The organism is Caulobacter sp. 1776 (assembly GCF_040545685.1).
Lineage (GTDB): Bacteria > Pseudomonadota > Alphaproteobacteria > Caulobacterales > Caulobacteraceae > Caulobacter.
In genome coordinates this window covers 413,323-430,218 of sequence record NZ_JBEPMI010000001.1, presented here as the reverse complement: position 1 = coordinate 430,218, position 16,896 = coordinate 413,323, and the positions used below count along the sequence as shown (strand labels likewise).

General features: G+C 68.8%; 20 protein-coding genes. 9 read left to right on the top strand and 11 right to left on the bottom strand.

Going from position 1 to position 16,896, the window contains the following annotated elements; all coding sequences use genetic code 11:
- The first annotated feature begins 30 nt into the window (after positions 1 to 30).
- The 4 genes from ABIC66_RS01855 (at position 31) to ABIC66_RS01840 (ending at position 2,385) form a co-directional block, all read left to right on the top strand.
- The gene (locus tag ABIC66_RS01855; RefSeq protein WP_354067637.1) at positions 31 to 450 is read left to right on the top strand and encodes a hypothetical protein; all 420 of its coding nucleotides are present in this window, start codon (positions 31 to 33) and stop codon (positions 448 to 450) included.
- A complete protein-coding gene (locus ABIC66_RS01850) occupies positions 447 to 917 on the top strand; it encodes a hypothetical protein (protein WP_354067636.1) in 471 nt (156 codons plus the stop codon). The genes ABIC66_RS01855 and ABIC66_RS01850 overlap by 4 nt, the downstream gene beginning before the upstream one ends.
- A 389-nt stretch (positions 918 to 1,306) precedes the next feature.
- Positions 1,307 to 1,432: a hypothetical protein gene (locus ABIC66_RS01845; RefSeq protein WP_354067635.1), complete on the top strand. Its 126-nt coding sequence runs from the start codon at positions 1,307 to 1,309 to the stop codon at positions 1,430 to 1,432.
- Positions 1,429 to 2,385 (top strand): beta-1,6-N-acetylglucosaminyltransferase, encoded by a 957-nt coding sequence (locus ABIC66_RS01840; protein ID WP_502910276.1) that lies wholly within the window; start codon positions 1,429 to 1,431, stop codon positions 2,383 to 2,385. Before ABIC66_RS01845 ends, ABIC66_RS01840 begins: the two co-directional genes overlap by 4 nt.
- Positions 2,386 to 2,600: 215 nt before the next feature.
- Here ABIC66_RS01840 and ABIC66_RS01835 read toward each other — a convergent pair whose 3' ends face one another.
- The 6 genes from ABIC66_RS01835 to ABIC66_RS01810 form a co-directional block, all read right to left on the bottom strand.
- A complete protein-coding gene (locus ABIC66_RS01835; RefSeq protein WP_354067633.1) occupies positions 2,601 to 3,464 on the bottom strand; it encodes an NmrA family NAD(P)-binding protein in 864 nt (287 codons plus the stop codon).
- Positions 3,465 to 3,587: 123 nt separating this feature from the next.
- A complete protein-coding gene (locus tag ABIC66_RS01830) occupies positions 3,588 to 4,097 on the bottom strand; it encodes a F0F1 ATP synthase subunit B (protein WP_354067632.1) in 510 nt (169 codons plus the stop codon).
- A gap of 9 nt (positions 4,098 to 4,106) precedes the next feature.
- Positions 4,107 to 4,640, bottom strand: a complete 534-nt coding sequence (locus tag ABIC66_RS01825) for a F0F1 ATP synthase subunit B family protein (protein ID WP_354067630.1) — start codon at positions 4,638 to 4,640, stop codon at positions 4,107 to 4,109.
- 32 nt (positions 4,641 to 4,672) lie between these two features.
- On the bottom strand, positions 4,673 to 4,897 hold the full coding sequence (locus ABIC66_RS01820) for a F0F1 ATP synthase subunit C (protein ID WP_004615714.1): 225 nt from the start codon (positions 4,895 to 4,897) through the stop codon (positions 4,673 to 4,675).
- 48 nt (positions 4,898 to 4,945) lie between these two features.
- Positions 4,946 to 5,716, bottom strand: coding sequence for a F0F1 ATP synthase subunit A (locus ABIC66_RS01815; protein ID WP_354068350.1), 771 nt, complete (start codon positions 5,714 to 5,716; stop codon positions 4,946 to 4,948).
- Between the two features lie 25 nt (positions 5,717 to 5,741).
- The gene (locus ABIC66_RS01810) at positions 5,742 to 6,122 is read right to left on the bottom strand and encodes an AtpZ/AtpI family protein (protein WP_354067628.1); all 381 of its coding nucleotides are present in this window, start codon (positions 6,120 to 6,122) and stop codon (positions 5,742 to 5,744) included.
- Positions 6,123 to 6,482: 360 nt separating this feature from the next.
- Between ABIC66_RS01810 and ABIC66_RS01805 the strand changes: the two genes are divergently transcribed.
- Entirely contained in the window at positions 6,483 to 6,872 is a 390-nt protein-coding gene (locus ABIC66_RS01805) for a DUF6481 family protein (protein ID WP_354067626.1), read from the top strand.
- Positions 6,873 to 6,941: 69 nt separating this feature from the next.
- Entirely contained in the window at positions 6,942 to 7,727 is a 786-nt protein-coding gene (locus tag ABIC66_RS01800) for a TSUP family transporter (RefSeq protein WP_354067624.1), read from the top strand.
- Here the strand turns inward: ABIC66_RS01800 and smc are convergent.
- From smc to ABIC66_RS01780, 4 genes are all read right to left on the bottom strand, one after another.
- Positions 7,724 to 11,167 (bottom strand): chromosome segregation protein SMC, encoded by a 3,444-nt coding sequence (gene smc, locus ABIC66_RS01795; protein WP_354067623.1) that lies wholly within the window; start codon positions 11,165 to 11,167, stop codon positions 7,724 to 7,726. The two genes, ABIC66_RS01800 and smc, sit on opposite strands and share 4 nt — an antisense overlap.
- 22 nt (positions 11,168 to 11,189) lie before the next feature.
- Positions 11,190 to 11,798 (bottom strand): thioredoxin domain-containing protein, encoded by a 609-nt coding sequence (locus tag ABIC66_RS01790; RefSeq protein ID WP_354067621.1) that lies wholly within the window; start codon positions 11,796 to 11,798, stop codon positions 11,190 to 11,192.
- Positions 11,798 to 12,412, bottom strand: coding sequence for a DsbA family protein (locus tag ABIC66_RS01785; RefSeq protein WP_354067619.1), 615 nt, complete (start codon positions 12,410 to 12,412; stop codon positions 11,798 to 11,800). The genes ABIC66_RS01790 and ABIC66_RS01785 overlap by 1 nt, the downstream gene beginning before the upstream one ends.
- A 123-nt stretch (positions 12,413 to 12,535) precedes the next feature.
- Positions 12,536 to 13,078 carry a DUF721 domain-containing protein gene (locus ABIC66_RS01780; RefSeq protein WP_354067618.1) on the bottom strand — a complete coding sequence of 181 codons (543 nt, stop codon included), beginning with the start codon at positions 13,076 to 13,078 and terminating at the stop codon, positions 12,536 to 12,538.
- A 46-nt stretch (positions 13,079 to 13,124) separates the two neighbouring features.
- Here ABIC66_RS01780 and mutY point away from each other — a divergent pair, with 46 nt between their 5' ends.
- Both mutY and ABIC66_RS01770 read left to right on the top strand, forming a co-directional pair.
- Positions 13,125 to 14,186 (top strand): A/G-specific adenine glycosylase, encoded by a 1,062-nt coding sequence (gene mutY, locus ABIC66_RS01775; RefSeq protein ID WP_354067617.1) that lies wholly within the window; start codon positions 13,125 to 13,127, stop codon positions 14,184 to 14,186.
- 123 nt (positions 14,187 to 14,309) lie between these two features.
- Positions 14,310 to 14,948, top strand: coding sequence for a glycoside hydrolase family 25 protein (locus tag ABIC66_RS01770; protein WP_354067615.1), 639 nt, complete (start codon positions 14,310 to 14,312; stop codon positions 14,946 to 14,948).
- A gap of 202 nt (positions 14,949 to 15,150) precedes the next feature.
- On the opposite strand, the gene ABIC66_RS01765 is transcribed toward ABIC66_RS01770, so the two are convergent.
- On the bottom strand, positions 15,151 to 16,227 hold the full coding sequence (locus ABIC66_RS01765) for a site-specific DNA-methyltransferase (protein ID WP_354067614.1): 1,077 nt from the start codon (positions 16,225 to 16,227) through the stop codon (positions 15,151 to 15,153).
- 111 nt (positions 16,228 to 16,338) lie between these two features.
- On the opposite strand from ABIC66_RS01765, the gene ABIC66_RS01760 reads away from it, so the two are divergent.
- Complete coding sequence (locus ABIC66_RS01760; protein ID WP_354067612.1) at positions 16,339 to 16,896, top strand: hypothetical protein; 558 nt, start codon at positions 16,339 to 16,341, stop codon at positions 16,894 to 16,896.

The following is a 16,896-nucleotide window of genomic DNA, read 5'->3' as shown; positions in this document are numbered from 1 at the left end:
AAGCGGGGCGCAAGCTCGTTTGTTCCTCCCATGACTGCTCTCGCCCTCGCCATGTCGCGCGTCCGCCGCCCCGCCGATGATCTCGCCCGCGAGTTCGTCGCGCGATTCCTGCGCGTGTTCCTGGTCGCCCTGGGCGTGGTGCTGATCGCGGCCGGCGCGCTGATCGCGCCGCTGCCGGGTCCGCTGGGCCTGCCGCTGACCGTGGTCGGACTGATGCTGGTGCTGCGCAACTCGTTCAAGGCGCGCAAGCAGTTCGTCCGCTTCCAGCACGCCCATCCCAAGCTGATCTTCCCGCTGCGCCGTCTGCTGCGTCGCGAGCCCGAGGTCGTGCTGGTGGCCTGGCAGCAGGCCCTGCGCGTCGAGCGCCTGATCGTGCCGCGCAAGTGGCGGGTCGCCGTGCGCTGGCGCAAGTCGCTGAAGCGCCGGCCTCTGAAGCAAGCCGGGCGGTGAACGCGATCGCCACCACCATCGACGTCAAGCACAGGGTTCGTCGCCGCGCGCGACTGGCCCTGCTGCTGCGCGAGTCCGCCGCCCGCGCCTTTCGCTGGATCGCCATCGGCTTCGGCACGCTGGTGATCATCGCCGGCGCGGTGCTGACGCCGCTGCCGGGGCACGTGGGCCTGCCGCTGCTGGTCATCGGTCTGATGATCGTGCTGCGCTACTCGTTCCAGGCCCGCAAGACCTTCATCCGCTGGCAGAAGCGCCACCCCAAGCTGGTCTTCCCGATCCGCCGCCTGATGCGTCGCGAGCCCGAGGTGCTGCTGGTCGTCTGGCAGCAGATGCTCCGTACCGAGAAGATGGTCCTGCGCCGGGCCCGCTGGCGGCTGCTGAAGAAGACCCGCAAGCGCGTGAAGCGCTACATCGCGCGGAAGATGGCGAAGAACGGCGCGGAGGCGTCGACCACGGTCGACCTCTGACGCGCCCAGCATGATTCCCCCGCTCCCTGTCCGAACGTGATAGGGTCCTCGGCGAGGCGCTTAGTCACGCCAGATGCCGATCGATCCGCCCCTTCGGCGGGAGATCTTCCGCTCCACGCCGGAGCGCTCGACCTTAGTCATGAGCCAACCTCTATCGTCGTCCGGCTCGCGCCGGGCGCTGGTCGGCGTTCGTGGCCGGTCTCACCAAAAAAGGAAGCCCGATGTCCAAAGGCAATCGCGAAGTCCGCAAACCCAAGACGGCGAAGCCCAAGGTGATCGCCGCGGCGCCCGCCGTCACCCTGCAGACCCTCACGGTCCGCAAGAAGTAGCGCGCCAGCCTTCGACGACTGAGCGCCGCAGCCCGGCGCGTCCGACGAAAGGCCACGACCATGAAAACCTACCCGGGCACGCGCCCGTCCGGTCCCAAGGGTCTCAACGATCCTCGATCGACGGGAAGCCAGCCGACCAAGCCCCGCCCGATCGACCCCAACGCCCTGCGCGGTACGAAGTCTTGATCCGTCCGGCGCCGCACGACCTACAGTTCCGATCGCCCGCCAAGATCGCGTATTTCCTGCTCGTCCATCGCTACCCGGAGCAGTTCAAGCGGCTGTTCAGGGCGATCCACGATCCCGAAAACACCTACCTCATCCACGTCGACAAGAATTCCGGCCCGGCGCTTCAGGCCGAGATCGGCGCGTTCCTGGCCGACTACCCCAACGCCGCCATGCTGGAGAGCAAGCGGGCGCTGTGGGGCGGCTACAGCCTCGTCGACGCCGAACTGCGCGGCATCGCGCGGCTGCTGGAGATGGCCGACGACTGGGACTTCTTCGTCAATCTCAGCGGTCAGGACTTCCCCCTCGCCACCCAGGCCTACATTCGCGACTTCCTGGGCGCGCGACGGGGCCAGGAGTTCATCCGCGTGCTGGACCAGGCCGAGTTTCGGCCCGACACGATGGGGCGCGTGCTCAAGCATGTGGTCGAACTCAAGGACCGTATCGTCGATTCCCTGGCGACCCGGCTCTTCCTCGACGGCGCGACGCCATACATCGGCAATCAGTGGAAGATCGTCAGCCGGCGGTTTTGCCGGTTCGTCTGTCACGACCCATCGGTCGATCGATACAAGAGCTTCTATCGAAACACCTTCATCGCCGACGAAGGGTTCTTCCAGACCGTGATGATGAACACCGCCGAGCATGGCCAGATCGTCAATGACGACCTGCGGATGATCGATTGGGTTCCCGACGGCGACATCAAGCTGCGCCCTCGGACGTTCAGGACCGAGGACGCCGTGGCCTTGACGGAGAGCCCCGCCCTGTTCGCGCGGAAATTCGACGCCGAGGAGGATGTTCGGATCCTCGATATCCTGGAGGCCCACCTCCGCGCGTCGGATGTCGCCAATCCCGCCGAAGAGCTTGATGACCGCCTTCCCGGGCGTGCCCAGGCGTCCGGCCTGAAGGTCGTGGCCTAGGCTCGAAGGGTCGGGAGCGTCGCTCGACCGGGGCGGTCTCTCGGTGCGTCGGCCGTCGAAAGAAAAAGGGCGCGGACCTTGCGATCCGCGCCCTCTGTCTTGTCGAAGGACTCTCGCCGCTATTGCAGCTTGGCGCTCACCTGGCCGATCGCGATGTCGATCAGCGGGGCGTTCTTGGCGCCGGCGAGGCGGGGCGGCCAGGAGGTCTCGGCGGCCTAGCCGCGCGCCTCGGCCAGCGCCGCGATGTAGGCCTCCAGCGTGGTCGGGCCCTTCTCGGTCTGGCTTTCCGGAACCATCTCGCCGTCCAGGGTCGCGCCGGTCATGCGGGCGTAGCTGTCGGCCGCGGCCTGCGAGAAGCCCAGGGCCTTGAAGGCCTCGACCCACTGCTCGCGTGGGGTGACGACGGCGCGTACGGGGCGGCCCAGGGCGCCGGCGAAAGCCTTGGCGACATCGGCCATCGAATAGCGCGCGGGTCCTTCCACATTGACCAGGCCGACATCGTCCAGCCCGGATCTCAGCCGCCGAGCGGCCGCTTGGCCGAGGTCTCGCGGGGCGACCATCGGCAAGATGAAGTCGGCCGGGAACATCGTCTGGACGACGCCGTCCTGGCGCGCGCTCTCCAGGGCCATGTCCCAGTTGGACATGTAATAGGCGGCGCGGTTCCAGGCGGCGGGGATCGGCTGGGCCCGCAGGCCCTGCTCCAGGTCGTAGAGCACGTTCAGATCGCCCAGGCGCTCGCCGGGCTGGGCGCCCATGGTGCTCTCGGCGACCACCTTCTCCAGGCCAGAGCCGTCGAGGGCGGCCAGGATGGCCGCGACCGTGGCGCGCTCGTCGACGTCGGTGTCGCCGCTGACCGCGGCCGGGGGATTGAGCAGGAAGGCGCGGCGGACCTGTTTCAGCAGGGCGCGCAGGGCGTCGACGTCCAGGACATCGACGATCGCGACCTCCGCGCCTCGGCGTAGGAGCGCGCCGGCGTGGTCGGCGCTGTGGACCAGGGCCAGGACGGGTTCGCCGGCCTCCAGCAAGGTGTCGACGACGGCGGAACCGACGTGGCCGGTGGCTCCCAGGATCGCGTACACGGCTCTCTCCGATGGGTTGTGGAAGAGACTAGAAGAGCCGGTCGCGGGCGGAGGTTCCGCCAAACAAAAAGGCGCGGACCTCGCGATCCGCGCCTTCTCTGACTTGTCGAAGGACCCCGGCTGCTACTGCAGCTTGGCGCCCATCTGGCCGATCGCGGTGTCGATCAGCGGGTCGCTCTTGGCGCCGGCGAGGCGGGCGGCCAGGACGGTCTCGGCGGCCTGGGCGGCGAGATCGACGGCGGCGGCCTTTACGTCGGCGGCGGCCTGGGCCTCGGCCTGGGCGATCTTGCGTTCGGCCATCTCGGCGCGGCGCTTGATCTGCTCCTCGAGCTTTTCCTTGGCTTCCTCGGCCATCCGCTTGGCGTCGGCCTTGGCGGCCTCCATCATCGCGGCGGCCTGGCGCTCGGATTCCTCGCGTTGGGCCTTCACGTCCGCGAGCAGGGCCTGGGCCTCTTCACGCAGTTGCTGGGCCTCGTCGAGCTCGGCCTTGATCTTGGCCGCATGGGCGTCGAGCGCGCCGAACAGGGCGCCCGGCAGGACCTTCAGATAGACCAGCAGGCCGATGAAGAGGGCCAGGCCGACCAGAACCCAGAACTCCGGGTTGCCGAGGCTGAACAGGGATTCGTGTTCCATCTTCAGCTCCTAGGCCATGGCCGACTTCAGCTCGGCGGCGGTCGCCGCCTTGCCGGTCAGCTTCTGGACGATCGCGCCGGCCGTTTCCTCGGCGACCACGCGGACCTGGCTCATGGCCTGGTCGCGGGCGGCCTGGATCGAAGCCTCGGCCGTGGCCAGCTTCTCGGCCAGGACGGCCTCTTCCTTGGCCTGACGCTCGGCGGCCTCAGCCGAAGCCTTGGCCTTAGCGTCGGCCGCGGTCTTCTGGGCCTTGGCGCGCGCCTCGGCCACTTCAGCCGCCGCGGCGCGAGCCTGGGCTTCAGCCTCGTCCTTCAAACGACGGGCGTCGGCGATGTCGCCGGCGATCTTGGCGCCGCGCTCGTCGATCGCGCCACTGACGCGGGGCAGAAGCCCCTTCGACAGCACCGCGTAGAGAACGGCGAAGATGAGCAGCAGCCAGACGATCTGACCACCCCAGTGCTCGAACTGCAGCTGCGGAAGGCCGCCGCTTTCGTGCTTGGGGGGTTCAGTCGTCTCGACCGCGCCGTGATGTTCCGTCGCCATGGGCGAAGGCGCCTCTCAGCTAAAAGTGGGAATTACGAGAAGAGGATCAGGAAGGCGATGACCAGGGCGAAGATGCCCAGGGCTTCCGTCAGAGCCATGCCGAGGAACAGCATCGGGCGCTCTTGAGCGGCGGCGGTCGGGTTGCGCAGGGCGCCTTGGAAGTAGTTGCCGAACATCACGCCCAGGCCCACGCCCGCGCCGATCATGCCGAGCATGGCCAGACCAGCGCCGATGTACTTAGCAGCAGCAGCGTCCATAATAGAGACTCCTTAGAAGGGGGTATTGGTTGAAAGACTAAAGGTTGATCAGTGGCTGTCGAGGTGCACGACGTCGTTGAGATAGACGCAGGTGAGCACAGCGAACACGAAGGCCTGCAGGAAGGCCACCATGAACTCGAGCGCCGTCAAGGCGACGACTGAGGAAAGCGCCAGCGCGCCGACGGCCCAGTAGGTCGGAGCCATGGCCAGCAGGATCGCCACGAAGGTCGCGAAGATCTTCAGAACCACGTGGCCGCCCAGCATGTTGCCGAACAGACGCAGGGCCAGGGTGATCGGGCGGATCAGGAACGAGATGAACTCGATCGGCACCAGCAGGAACAGCAGGGGCCACGGCACGCCAGACGGTGCGAACAGCTTGAAGAACTTCAAGCCGTTCTTGGCGAAGCCGACGCCGATCACGGTCAGGATCACCAGCATGCCCAAGGTCAGGGTGACGGCCAGCTGCGAGCTGGCGGTGAAGCCCAGGAAGTTGCCGGTCCAGCCGAACAGCATGCCCTGCAGGTTGCAGAACAGGATCAGCGAGAACAGGGTGAAGACGAAGGGCAGGTACTTCTTGCCGTCGTGGCCAATGATCGAGCTCGTGAGGCCGTCGACCAGTCCATACAGCAGCTCGCCCGTGGTCTGCAGGCGGCCCGGGACGACCGCGCCCTTGCCCGCCAAGGCGTAGAACACGATGATCAGGGTCGCGGCCAGCAACATGGCGGCGATGGAGTTGTTGATCGACAGGTCGATCGCGCCCAGGCCCGGGACAGTCACGGTCGGCAGCGTCACGATCTTCTGGATCATGAACTGGTGCATCGGGTCGATCGGCGTGGCCAAGGCCCTAGTCTCTCTTCTGCTTGGGGACGGTTGGCCCGTCTCCCGTGTCTCCGTCGGCGATCCCCCGAGGGGCGGCCGCCGACGCCTGCGCGCTCATTTTCGTCGCCTTGCGGACGACGGAGAAAATCGCGAGCCCCATGCCGATCAGCAGACCGCCGACCATGCCCCAGGGGCTCGTGTGGACGTAGCGGTCGAGCAACCAGCCGAAGCCGAGACCCACCAATACGCCCCCGATCAAATCGGCCAGGAGGCGATAGCCGTCCTGATTGGCCTTTTCGGACTCCGCTTTCGCGGGTTTTTCCGCCGCTTTCTTCGCCTCAAATGCGTCGAGCCGAGCGTCGAGGCTGTGGAAAGCCTTGTCGTTCGGTTCGTCGGCCTTGGGCATGGGAAGCGGCAGGTCCGAAAGCGCCCGCGGACGCGCCAAAACAAGGCGCTTTTCCGGCCGGCTTGATCGGCGCGGAACCTATAGACCTCGCCGCAGTGCGTCAAGGTGAGCGCGCTGGGCGTCAAGTAGCGGGAATACTTAAGGATTTCGCCGTCGGTCTCGAGGAGGGGCAAAACCATCCTCATTCCGATGCGGTTATCGCGCGGGCCGGCCCTTACCGGATCGACGAGCGTTCCCTATATGGACCGTGCTCTCGCGACATCACTCCCCCTAGGCACGGAGCGATGGAGCCCGATGACGCATTGATTTTTGCGCCGATCTGGGCTTTAGAGCCGCCGCCTCCAAACAACACGAAGATTCATGTCGCACCTGAAGAACACCGGATTCGCCGATCGTATTTCCGCTCAGCAGGAAGCCAAGAAGGCGATGCTGGCCAAGTTCAAGGCTAAGCCCGCCGTCCAGGACCCCGATTTCGACAAGCGCGAAGAGCAACGCGCCGCCGAGCTCGAAGCCGTCCGCGCCGCCCGCGCCGAAGCCAAGGAAAAAGCCCGTCTCGAGGCCCTGGCCCGCGAAGAAGAGATCGCCGCCGCCAAGCGCGCCGAACGCAAGGAGCGCAAGGCGCTCGAAGCCGCCGAGATGCGCGTCCGCAAGGAAGAGAAGGCCAAGGAACGCGACGAGCTTCGCGCCCTGGGCAAGACCAGCAACAGCAAGGCGTCGCGCGCTCACGCGTGGGGCAGCCTCCTGGGCTGATGAAGACGAGGGGTCCTTCGGGGCCCCTTTTTCTTTGCGCGTCGCATCGAACCGGATCATGAGCCGCTCATGGGCCAGGTTCATCTCGACGTCATCGCCACCCTGTTCGTGGTCGCCGCCCTCGCGGGCGCGCTCGACGCCATCGCCGGCGGCGGCGGTCTGGTGACCGTGCCCGCCTTGCTGCTGGCCGGGCTGCCGCCGGTCCAGGCGCTGGGCACCAACAAGCTGCAGGGCGCGATCAGCGCCATCTCCTCGACCAGCGCCTTCGCCCGGCGCGGCCTGATCGACTGGAAGACCGCCCTGCCGGTCGCCGGGGGGGCCGCGATCGCCGGCCTGTGCGGCGCGCTCTGCGTCAGCCTGCTGTCGCCGCAGGTGCTGCGGGCCGTCGTGCCCCTGCTGCTGATCGCCATCGCCCTCTATTTCGGCCTCTCGCGCGCCCTCAAGGCCGAGGACGTCGCGCCGCGCATGGCGCTGATCCCGTTCGCCTGTTTCGTCGCGCCGCTGATCGGCTTCTACGACGGCATCTTCGGCCCCGGCGCCGGGGCCTTCTACATGGTCGCGATCGTCACCCTGCTGGGCTACGGCGTGCTTAAGGCCACGGCCCACACCAAGCTGGCCAACGCCGCCAGCAATGTCGGCAGCCTGTTTCTGTTCATCCTGAAGGGCGCGGTCGTCTGGCCGGTCGGCCTGGCCATGGCGGCCGGCGCGTTCCTCGGGGCGCAGGTCGGGTCGAGGCTGGCGATGCGCTTCGGGCCCAAGCTGATCCGGCCGCTGCTGGTGGTGATCTCGTGCGCCATGGCCGTGAAGCTGCTGGCCGACCCGGCCAATCCCATCCGCCAGGCGGTGGGGTTCTAAGCCGCGACCAGCTTCTCGGCCGTGCTCAGGTCGACGCTGACCAGCTGGCTGACCCCGCGCTCGGCCATGGTCACGCCGAACAGGCGGTCCATCCGGCTCATGGTCACGGGGTTGTGGGTGATGGCGATGAAGCGGGTCTGGGTGCGCCGGCGCATCTCGTCCAGCATGTTGCAGTAGCGGTCGACATTGGCGTCGTCGAGCGGCGCGTCGACTTCGTCCAGCACGCAGATCGGGGCCGGATTGGCCAGGAAGACGCCGAAGATCAAGGCGCTGGCGGTCAAGGCCTGCTCGCCGCCGCTCATCAGGCTCATGCTGGCCATACGCTTGCCGGGCGGGCAGGCGAAGATCTCCAAGCCCGCCTCGAGCGGATCGTCGCTCTCGATCAGCTTCAGCTCGGCCTGGCCGCCGCCGAACAGGGCCTGGAAGAGAGTCTGGAAGTTGGCGTTGATCACGTCGAACGCGGCCAGCAGGCGCTCGCGGCCCTCGGCGTTCAGCTCCTCGATGCCCGCGCGCAGCTTCGTCACCGCGCCGGACAGGTCGGCGCGTTCGGTGCGCATGGTCTCCAGGCGGCCGGCATATTCCTGGGCTTCCTCGTCGGCCCGCAGGTTCACCGGGCCGATCGCATCTCGCTCTCGTTCGAGAGCGAACAGGTGGGCCTCGACCCCGGCGGCGTCCTTCGGCACGGCCACCGCCTCGCCGGCCACGTGGCGGCCCAGCTCCTCGGGCTCCATGCGGGCCTGTTCGCGGATGGCCGACGCGACCTCGGCGAAGCGCTGGCGAGCGCCGTCCAGGTGGGCGACCAGGGCCGCGCGCTTCTCGCGGGCCTCGCCGGCCGCCTGCTCGGCGGCGCGGGCCGCGCGGTCGGCGGTGAGGCGGGTGGTCTCGGCCGTCTCCAGAGCGTCGCTGGCCTTGGCGCGGCGGGCCTCGGCGGCGGCGAACTCGTCGAGCAGCACCAGCAGCCGGTCCTTCAGCACGGCCGGCGCCTCGCGGGCGGCCTCCAGGGCGGCGGCGGCCTTGACGCGATCGCCTTCCAGCGAGTCCGTGCGCTTGGCGGCGGTTTCGGCCCGCTTGGCCCAGTCCGCGCGGTCGCGCTCCAGGCTTTCCAGGCGGCGCTGGCGGCCGGCCCGTTCGCGGGTCTCGACGTCGAGGGCGGTGCGAGCGGCGCTGGCGGCCTCGCGGGCCTGGGCCGAAGCCTGCCGCGCCTCCGCCAGTTTCGGCTGCAGGTCGCCCGAGGTCTGGGTCGCGGCGTGCGCGGCGCGGGCCTCGCTCAGCGCCGCGTCGGCCTCGACCTTCTCGGTCTCGAAGCGGGCGATGGTGTCGTCCAGCGACTGGGCGCGCGCGGCCCGCAGCGCCTGCTCGCGCTCGAACTTGGCGACGGCCTCGCGGGCCCCGTTCAGCAGGCGCTCGGCGTCGGGCGGGCCGCGCCGCTTGTCGCGCAGCAGGTCCTCGACCGAGCGCATCCGGTCGGCGGCGGCCTTCAGGACGGCGGCGGTGGCCTCGGCGCGCGGCGCCATGACGTCGATCTCGGCCTCGACCTCCGAGAGGCGGGTGCGCTGCTCCAGCCGCACGGCGGCGGGTTTGGGCGCGTCGGCGCGGGCCACGAAGCCGTCCCAGCGCCACAGGTCGCCTTCCTTGGACACCAGGCGCATGCCCGGCTTCAGCGCCGCCTGCAGCCGGTCGCCGTCTGCGCGGGCCACCACAGCCACGTGCGAGAGGCGCGCCGCCAGGGCCGGCGGGGCCTTGACCAGCGGGGCCAGCGGCGCGGCGCCCTCGGGCCAGGTCGGCGTCGGCGCCTCGGCCCCGCCCCAGTAGGACGGCGCCCTGGCGTCGAGCGCGGCGTCGAGGTCGTCGCCCAAGGCGGCGGCCAGGGCCGCGCCATAGCCCTTGTCCGGCGCGACGCTGTCCAGCGCCGGGGCGTGGCCGCTCTTGGAGCGCGGCGCGGTCAGCTGGGCCAGGCCTCGAGCCTCGGTGCGCAGGCGTCCCAGCTGGTCCTCGACATTGCGGGCCAGCTGGCGGGCCTGAGCCTCCTGCTCGGCGGCCTTGACCCGTTCGGTCTCGGCCTCTTCCAGCGCCGCGCGGGCGGCGGCCAGGGCGGCCTCGGCATTGGCGAAGCGCTGGCGGGCCTCGGCGGCGGCCGGGTCGACCTCGGGACCGACGGCGGCGCGCTCGGTCCTGGCCTGGTCGAGGGCGCGGTTGGTGCGGTTGGCGCGCGCCTCGGCCTCGGCCAGGCGCGTGGCGGCGGCGCGGCCCTGGGCCTCCTCGGCCGCGACGCGGGCGGCCAGTTGCTCGACGGCGGTTTCGGCGGCGGCGCGGGCGTCCTCGGCGGCCTTGGCGGCGGCGGCCAACTCGGGCCCGCGTTCCGGCGCGGCCGCGACCAGGGCGCGGACCTCTTCGAGTTCGGCGTCGATGCGGGCCAGGGCGAGGGCGGCGTCGTCCTTGGCCTGGCTCTCGCGGGCCTGGTCGTCGTCGATGCGGGCCAGGTCGGCCGCGAGGCGCGCGAACTCGGCGGCGGCGGCCTCGGCCTCGCGCTCTGCGCGGTCCTTCTGGATCGCCAACTGGCCCAGGATCGCCTGGGCGATGGTCGCCTCCTCGCGCAACGGCGGCATGGCGGTCTCGGCGTCGGTGATCGCCACCTGGGCGGCGGCGCTGGCGCGGGCGGTCTCCTCGACCGCGCGCGCGGCCTCGGTGGCGTCCCGCTGGGTGCGCTCCAGGGTGTCGCGGGCCTCGGTCCAGCGGGCGTAAAGCACGGCCCCCTGCACGGCGCGGATTTCCGACGACAGGCGCTTGTACTTCTCGGCCTGGCGCGCTTCCCGGCGCAGGCGGTTCAGAGCCGTTTCCAGCTCGCGGGCCACGTCTTCCAGCCGGGCGAGATTGCTCTCGGCGGCCCGCAGCCGCAGCTCGGCCTCGTGGCGGCGGGTGTGCAGGCCCGAGACCCCGGCGGCCTCTTCCAGGATGCGGCGGCGGTTCTGCGGCTTGGCGCCGATCAGCTCGCTGATCTGGCCCTGGCGGACCAGGGCCGGCGAGTTGGCCCCGGTCGAGGCGTCGGCGAAGAGCAGCTGAACGTCGCGGGCCCGCACCTCGCGGCCGTTGATCTTGTAGGTCGAGCCGGACCCGCGATCGATGCGGCGCACCACCTCCAGCACCGGGTCGTCGTTGAACTGGGCCGGTGCGGTGCGGTCGGCGTTGTCGATGGTCAGGGCGACGTCGGCGTGGTTGCGCGGCGGCCGCGCGCCGCTGCCAGCGAAGATCACGTCGTCCATGCCGCCAGCGCGCATGGCCTTGGCGGAGTTGGCGCCCATCACCCAGCGCAGGGCTTCCAGCAGGTTGGACTTGCCGCAGCCATTGGGGCCGACGATGCCCGTCAGCCCGGGCTCGATCCGGAACTCGGTCGGCTCGACGAAGGACTTGAAGCCCGAAAGGCGCAGGCGCTGGAACTGCACGGACGCGGTCCCGCCCGGGTCCTTAGCCCTTCGCCGCGGTGGCGAAGGCCTTGGACAGGCTGGCGAAGTCGGTGTCGCCCTCGATCGGCGCGCCGTTGACGAAGAACGTCGGGGTGGACTCGATATTGTCCTCGTTCATGGCCTTGAAGAAGCGATCGTTGACCGCCTTCAGGGCGGCGGGATCGCTGAGGGCCGCCTTGAACTGGGCCTCGGTCAGGCCGTACTGCTTGCCGATCGCCTCGAGGCCCTCGAACAGCTGATCGCTCTGATAGATGGCTTCCTGCTTCTGGAAGATCGTGGTCAGCACGTCGAAATACTTGCCCGGGATCCGGCGCGCCAGGATGAAGGCGGCCGCGGCGAACTCCTGGGGCGGGGTCAGGAATTCGCGGAACACCAGCCGCACCTTGCCGGTGTCGATGAAGGCCTTGCGGATCTGCGGCTGGACCGTCGTCCACCAGTGGGCGCAGTGCGGGCAGCTGGCCGAGGCGTAGACCACCAGCTGGACCGGCGCCTTGGGCGAACCCAGCAGCATTTCGCCGGGGACCGGCGGCAGCGGCTTGGCGCGCGCGATCGCCGGGCTCGCCGCTGCGGCTAAACCTGAAACGATCAGCGCGCGCCGGTCGATGGCCATTACTTCGACGCTTCCGCGATGGCGGCGTCCAGCTCGGCCAGGGTGCGCTCGCCGCCCTCTTCGTTGCCGACCTTCTTGCCGTTGACGATGAAGGTGGGGGTGCCCTGGATCTTGTCGGCTTCCATCAGCTTCTGGATGCGCTCGGCCGACTTGGCGGCCTTTTCGTCGGTCAGGCAGGCGTTGAACTGCTCTTCGCTCATGCCGGCCGCCTGGGCGATGGTCAGCAGCTCGCCGCGGATGTCGCCGGTTTGGAAGATGCTGGCCTGGGCGTGATAGATGGCGTCGGTCACCTGGAAGTACTTATCCTTGCCGGCGCAGCGGGCCAGCATGGCGCCGGCGTTGGCCAGGCGCGGCTCGCCGGTCAGCGCCTCGCGCGAGACGTAGTTGACCTTGCCGGTGTCGATGTACTTGGCCTTGAAGGCCGGGAAGACTTCCTCGTTCCACTTGGCGCAGTGCGGGCAGGCGACGGAGGCGTATTCGATCACCGTGACCTTGGCGTTCGGATTGCCCATCGTCATGTCCTCGGCGGTGACCTTGGCCCCCTTGGGACCGCAGGCGGCGAGACTGGCGGCCAGGGCGGCGACGAGGGTGACGCGGGTGATCAGCGAACGCATGAAATGGCCCTTCGGCGGTCGATTGAGAAGTTAAGCCCGATTCTCGTTAGGGAGCGAAAAAGGCGCAACCAAGACGGGCTCAAGAGCTTGAGCGCGAGCCGGTTGTCAATGCCGTAGCAGGCCCTAGCGCTCGGCGTTCAGCACGCCGCGGCCCAGCTTAAGCAGGGCTTGTTTCAACCCGCCCTCCGGTTGCTCGGCCAGGCTGTCGGCCAGCTGCTTTTCCAAGGCCGCGTCCAGCGGCGGCTTGCGGCGCGGGCGCTGGGGAGCGTGCGCAGCGGCGGCCTTGACCGGCCCCTGGACGATACGCAGCCGGGTGACGACGCCCTTGCCCAGCAGCATGTCGAGGCGCGCCGTGATCTGCGGGGCCTGGTGCTGGATCAGCGAGGCCACCGGCCCGTCGACGCGTAGTTCCAGCGCGCCGCCTTCGCCGTTGCGGCCTTTGATGATGCGGACCGGCTCCGTCCGACGCGCGAGTGTGTCGCCGACGATCTCGCGCCAGCGGCTTTGCAGGGCCGCTGGACCTTGGCCGAAGCGGGCCTCAAGGTCCTTCAGCAGCGGCGCCAGGCTCTTACCGGCGGGCGGCGGCGGGCGGCGCTGCGGCTTCGTGCGCTTGCTGCGCAGGATCGCGAGGGCTTCTTCCGGCGAGGGCAGGGGGCGGCGGGCCATGCGCGAAGGCTAGCACGGGGGGCCGGGTTCGCGGTAGGCGAGGAGCATGAAAGACCGCCCTCTTCGTGATCGGGAAGCGATCCGCTCGGCCCTGCTCGCCTGGTACGACCGCCAGGCCCGCGACCTGGCCTGGCGCGTGGGACCGGCCGATCGTCGGGCCGGGGTCCGGTCCGATCCCTATCGTGTCTGGCTGTCGGAGGTGATGCTGCAGCAGACCACCGTGCCGCACGCCACGCCGTATTTCCTGAGCTTCACCCAGCGCTGGCCGACCGTTTCGGACCTGGCTGCCGTCGAGGATGGCGCGCTGATGGCCGCCTGGGCGGGGCTCGGCTATTACGCCCGGGCCCGCAACCTGCTGGCCTGCGCCCGCGCCGTGGCGGCCCAGCATGGCGGGGTGTTTCCGGACACCGAGGCGGGCCTGCGCGCCTTGCCGGGCGTCGGGGCCTATACCGCCGCCGCCGTCGCGGCGATCGCCTTCGACCGGGCCGCCAATGTCGTCGACGGCAATGTCGAGCGGGTGATGGCGCGCTTGTTCGCCGTCGAGACGCCGTTACCCGACGCCAAGCCGGAACTGAAGGCCCTGGCCGGCGAGCTCGTCACCGACGCGCGTCCCGGCGACTGGGCCCAGGCGCTGATGGATCTGGGGGCCACGGTCTGCAAGCCCAAGGCGCCGCTGTGCGACCGCTGCCCGATATCGGCCTGGTGCGCGGCCTACGCGACCGGCGCGCCCGAAACCTATCCGCGCAAGACCCGGAAAGCCGACCGGCCGCGTCGTCACGGCGTGGCCTATGTCCTGACGCGGCGAGACGAGGTCGCCCTGGTCCGCCGGCCGCCGAAAGGTCTGCTGGGCGGGATGCTGGGCTTGCCGACCAGCGACTGGCGCGCCGCTCCGTTCACGGACGCCGAGGCGCTGGCCGCCGCCCCGGTCGCCGCCGCCTGGCGCGAGCTGGGGGCGATCGAGCACGTCTTCACGCACTTTTCCCTGACCTTGCGGGTGTTCACGGCCGAGGCGCTGGATGGCGAATTCGTCTGGACGCCGCGCGAGGGCCTTTCGGCCCTGCCCAGCGTGTTCCTGAAGGCGGCGCGGACGGCCGACCGTCTGCTCTGATATCGAGAATATTTCCCTAGTACAACTCAGAGATTTGCTGGCAAGCTTGACTTCGCGGCGGGGGCCGACAGTTCGCGCCCGGAGACGTCGCGCGTGCGTACCTTTCACACGAGGGAGCGCCCCATGGCCGCTACGATCACGAACACCGTCATCGATCTTTCGCATCACAACACCAAGCCGGACTTCGCCAAGGCCGCGGCCGACGGCCTGCAGGGCGTCATCCACAAGGCCACCCAGGGCCAGTCCGGCGTCGATCCCACCTACGCTCCGCGCCGGCCCAAGGCCGAGGCCGCTGGCCTGCTGTGGGGCGCCTATCATTTCGGAACGGGCAGCGATGGCGTGAAGCAGGCCGAGCACTTTTTGAAGACGGTCGGTCCCGACCACGCCTCGATGCTGCTGGTCTTGGACCTCGAGGGCAATCCGACCGGCCCCAGCATGACCCTGGAAGAGGCCCGCGCCTTCGTCACCCACGTCCGCGCCGTGACGGGCCGGTGGCCGGGGCTCTATTCGGGCCACTACGTCAAGGAGCTGCTCCACGCCCAGAAGGATCCGGTGCTGGGTCAGTGCTGGTTCTGGCTGGCGCAGTACGGCCCGACTCCGGTCGTGCCGCCGGCCTGGGCCAAGTGGACCTTCTGGCAATATACCGACGGCGCGATCGGGCCGGGGCCGCACGAGGTCCCGGGCATCGGCGCGTGCGACCGCGACAAGTTCAACGGCGACGCCGCCAAGCTGACGACGTTCTGGAAGGCCGGCGGAGTTTAGGGTGCGGGACTCGATAAGCAGCCAATTCTTCGTGTCATCCCGGCCGGAGGACCGCGTAGCGGGCCGTAGAGCCGGGACCCAGGACCGCCGCATTGCGCCTGGCCCCTGGTTCCCGGACAGCCTCTGCGAGGCTTCCGGGATGACACGGATTTATGGGTTTGAGATCCGTGGAAGATCTCAAAGCCCCAATTGAGTACGGACCCTAGTTCATCCCCGCCCGGACCTGGGCGCGCAGCACGTCGATCGGCGCCAGGCCGGCGTCGGTCTTGAAGTGCCAGTAGGTCCAGCCGTTGCAGGCCGGGGCCGACTGCACCAGGGCGCCGATCTTGTGGATCGAGCCCGACAGGTCGCCGACCGTGATCGAGCCGTCCGGACGGACCTTGGCGGCGTGATTGCCCTTGGCGCAGTAGAGGGTGTCGCCGGGGCTCAGCAGGCCGGACTCGACGATCGTGCCGAACGGCACGCGCGGCTCGGCGCGCTTGCTGCCCATCACGTCCAGGTCTTCCGGCGCGATCGGCGTGACCTTGGCGATGCGGGCCTTGGCGTGTTCCAGATATTCGGCCTCGCGCTCGATGCCGATGAACTTGCGGCCCAGGCGCTTGGCGGCCGCGCCGGTCGTGCCAACGCCGAAGAACGGATCCAGGATCACGTCGCCCGGCTTGGTCGTCGACAGGATCACCCGATAGAGCAGGGCTTCCGGCTTCTGGGTCGGGTGGGCCTTGGCGCCGTCGGCCCCCTTGATGCGCTCCTCGCCGGTGCACAGCGGGATAGTCCAGTCCGAGCGCATCTGCACCTCGTCATTGGCCATCTTCAGGGCGTCGTAGTTGAAGGTGTAGCGCTTGGCGTTCTGGCTCTTGGAGGCCCAGATCAGGGTCTCGTGGGCGTTGGCGAAGCGGGTGCCCTTGAAGTTGGGCATCGGGTTGGACTTGCGCCAGACGATGTCGTTCAGGATCCAGAAGCCCAGGTCCTGCACGGCCACGCCGACGCGGAAGATGTTGTGGTAGCTGCCGATCACCCAGATCGCGCCGTCGTCCTTCAGCACGCGGCGGGCGGCCTTCAGCCATTCGCGGGTGAATTTGTCGTAGGCGGCGAAGCTCTCGAACTGGTCCCAGTGGTCGTCGACCGCGTCGACCTTGGAATTGTCGGGACGCAGCAGGTCGCCGCCCAGCTGCAGATTGTACGGCGGATCCGCGAAGATCAGGTCGACCGACTTCTCCGGCAGGGCGTTCATCTGCTCGATGCAGTCGCCCAGGATGATGGTTTCCGGCCCGAACTTCATGTCCCGCGTCCCTAAGAAAGAGAACGGAATCATGAGTCTCGCTGGTAAACGCCAGGTGTGGAGACGTGGTTAGCGGAAGGTTAAGGGGGTAGTGTGGCAGCTGGCGATAGTTTGCGGAGCTTCATCTCATCGGCCCGTTTGGTCGCAAAGGCTGAGGGATGGCACGGCGCTATAGCGCTGGCGCTTATTCTTCCTGACATTTGCGGCTCGATTGACTACCCGGATCTTCCGTCGTCGGAACGTTTCATCGCTTGGTGGGACGACCGGCTGAAGCGATGGTTCTCGCTGCCGTTCTTGCCTCGAGGACAAAGTACGTTCGACGTGGATTTCCCTCCGCCACTTGGGCCGAAAATGTCTCCAGAAACGCACCTGTCCGGCTTGGAAGCGTGGGACTTGCGGTGTGCGTTTCTACATTCGGGTCAAACGCTTGGTAGCGACCCGAATCTTTCGCACGACATTCGCTTCTTTGAGCCGCCAACTGCGGCGTCATTTCTGCGCCATGGCGGGACGCTGTTCGTAACGCCGGCTTATCTCGTCGAGCGCGTGTGCTTGGGCGTTGAAGAGTGGATCGAGGAAGCCGAGGTCGACCCTTATCGCGCTTCAATGCTTGTTGACTTGATGAAGTTGGAATCCGCTACCGGGGTGCCGTTGATGGGCGACGGAGTGTAG

What these genes read in the sequence shown, in the direction of transcription:
- ABIC66_RS01785 (WP_354067619.1), bottom strand. Translation starts at nt 12,412, where the DNA reads ATGCGTTCGCTGATCACCCGCGTCACCCTCGTCGCCGCCCTGGCCGCC.
- ABIC66_RS01855 (WP_354067637.1), top strand. Translation starts at nt 31, where the DNA reads ATGACTGCTCTCGCCCTCGCCATGTCGCGCGTCCGCCGCCCCGCCGAT.
- ABIC66_RS01780 (WP_354067618.1), bottom strand. Translation starts at nt 13,078, where the DNA reads ATGGCCCGCCGCCCCCTGCCCTCGCCGGAAGAAGCCCTCGCGATCCTG.
- ABIC66_RS01790 (WP_354067621.1), bottom strand. Translation starts at nt 11,798, where the DNA reads ATGGCCATCGACCGGCGCGCGCTGATCGTTTCAGGTTTAGCCGCAGCG.
- mutY (WP_354067617.1), top strand. Translation starts at nt 13,125, where the DNA reads ATGAAAGACCGCCCTCTTCGTGATCGGGAAGCGATCCGCTCGGCCCTG.
- ABIC66_RS01765 (WP_354067614.1), bottom strand. Translation starts at nt 16,227, where the DNA reads ATGAAGTTCGGGCCGGAAACCATCATCCTGGGCGACTGCATCGAGCAG.
- ABIC66_RS01825 (WP_354067630.1), bottom strand. Translation starts at nt 4,640, where the DNA reads ATGGCGACGGAACATCACGGCGCGGTCGAGACGACTGAACCCCCCAAG.
- ABIC66_RS01820 (WP_004615714.1), bottom strand. Translation starts at nt 4,897, where the DNA reads ATGGACGCTGCTGCTGCTAAGTACATCGGCGCTGGTCTGGCCATGCTC.
- ABIC66_RS01805 (WP_354067626.1), top strand. Translation starts at nt 6,483, where the DNA reads ATGTCGCACCTGAAGAACACCGGATTCGCCGATCGTATTTCCGCTCAG.
- ABIC66_RS01830 (WP_354067632.1), bottom strand. Translation starts at nt 4,097, where the DNA reads ATGGAACACGAATCCCTGTTCAGCCTCGGCAACCCGGAGTTCTGGGTT.
- ABIC66_RS01810 (WP_354067628.1), bottom strand. Translation starts at nt 6,122, where the DNA reads ATGCCCAAGGCCGACGAACCGAACGACAAGGCTTTCCACAGCCTCGAC.
- ABIC66_RS01800 (WP_354067624.1), top strand. Translation starts at nt 6,942, where the DNA reads ATGGGCCAGGTTCATCTCGACGTCATCGCCACCCTGTTCGTGGTCGCC.
- ABIC66_RS01770 (WP_354067615.1), top strand. Translation starts at nt 14,310, where the DNA reads ATGGCCGCTACGATCACGAACACCGTCATCGATCTTTCGCATCACAAC.
- ABIC66_RS01815 (WP_354068350.1), bottom strand. Translation starts at nt 5,716, where the DNA reads ATGCACCAGTTCATGATCCAGAAGATCGTGACGCTGCCGACCGTGACT.
- ABIC66_RS01845 (WP_354067635.1), top strand. Translation starts at nt 1,307, where the DNA reads ATGAAAACCTACCCGGGCACGCGCCCGTCCGGTCCCAAGGGTCTCAAC.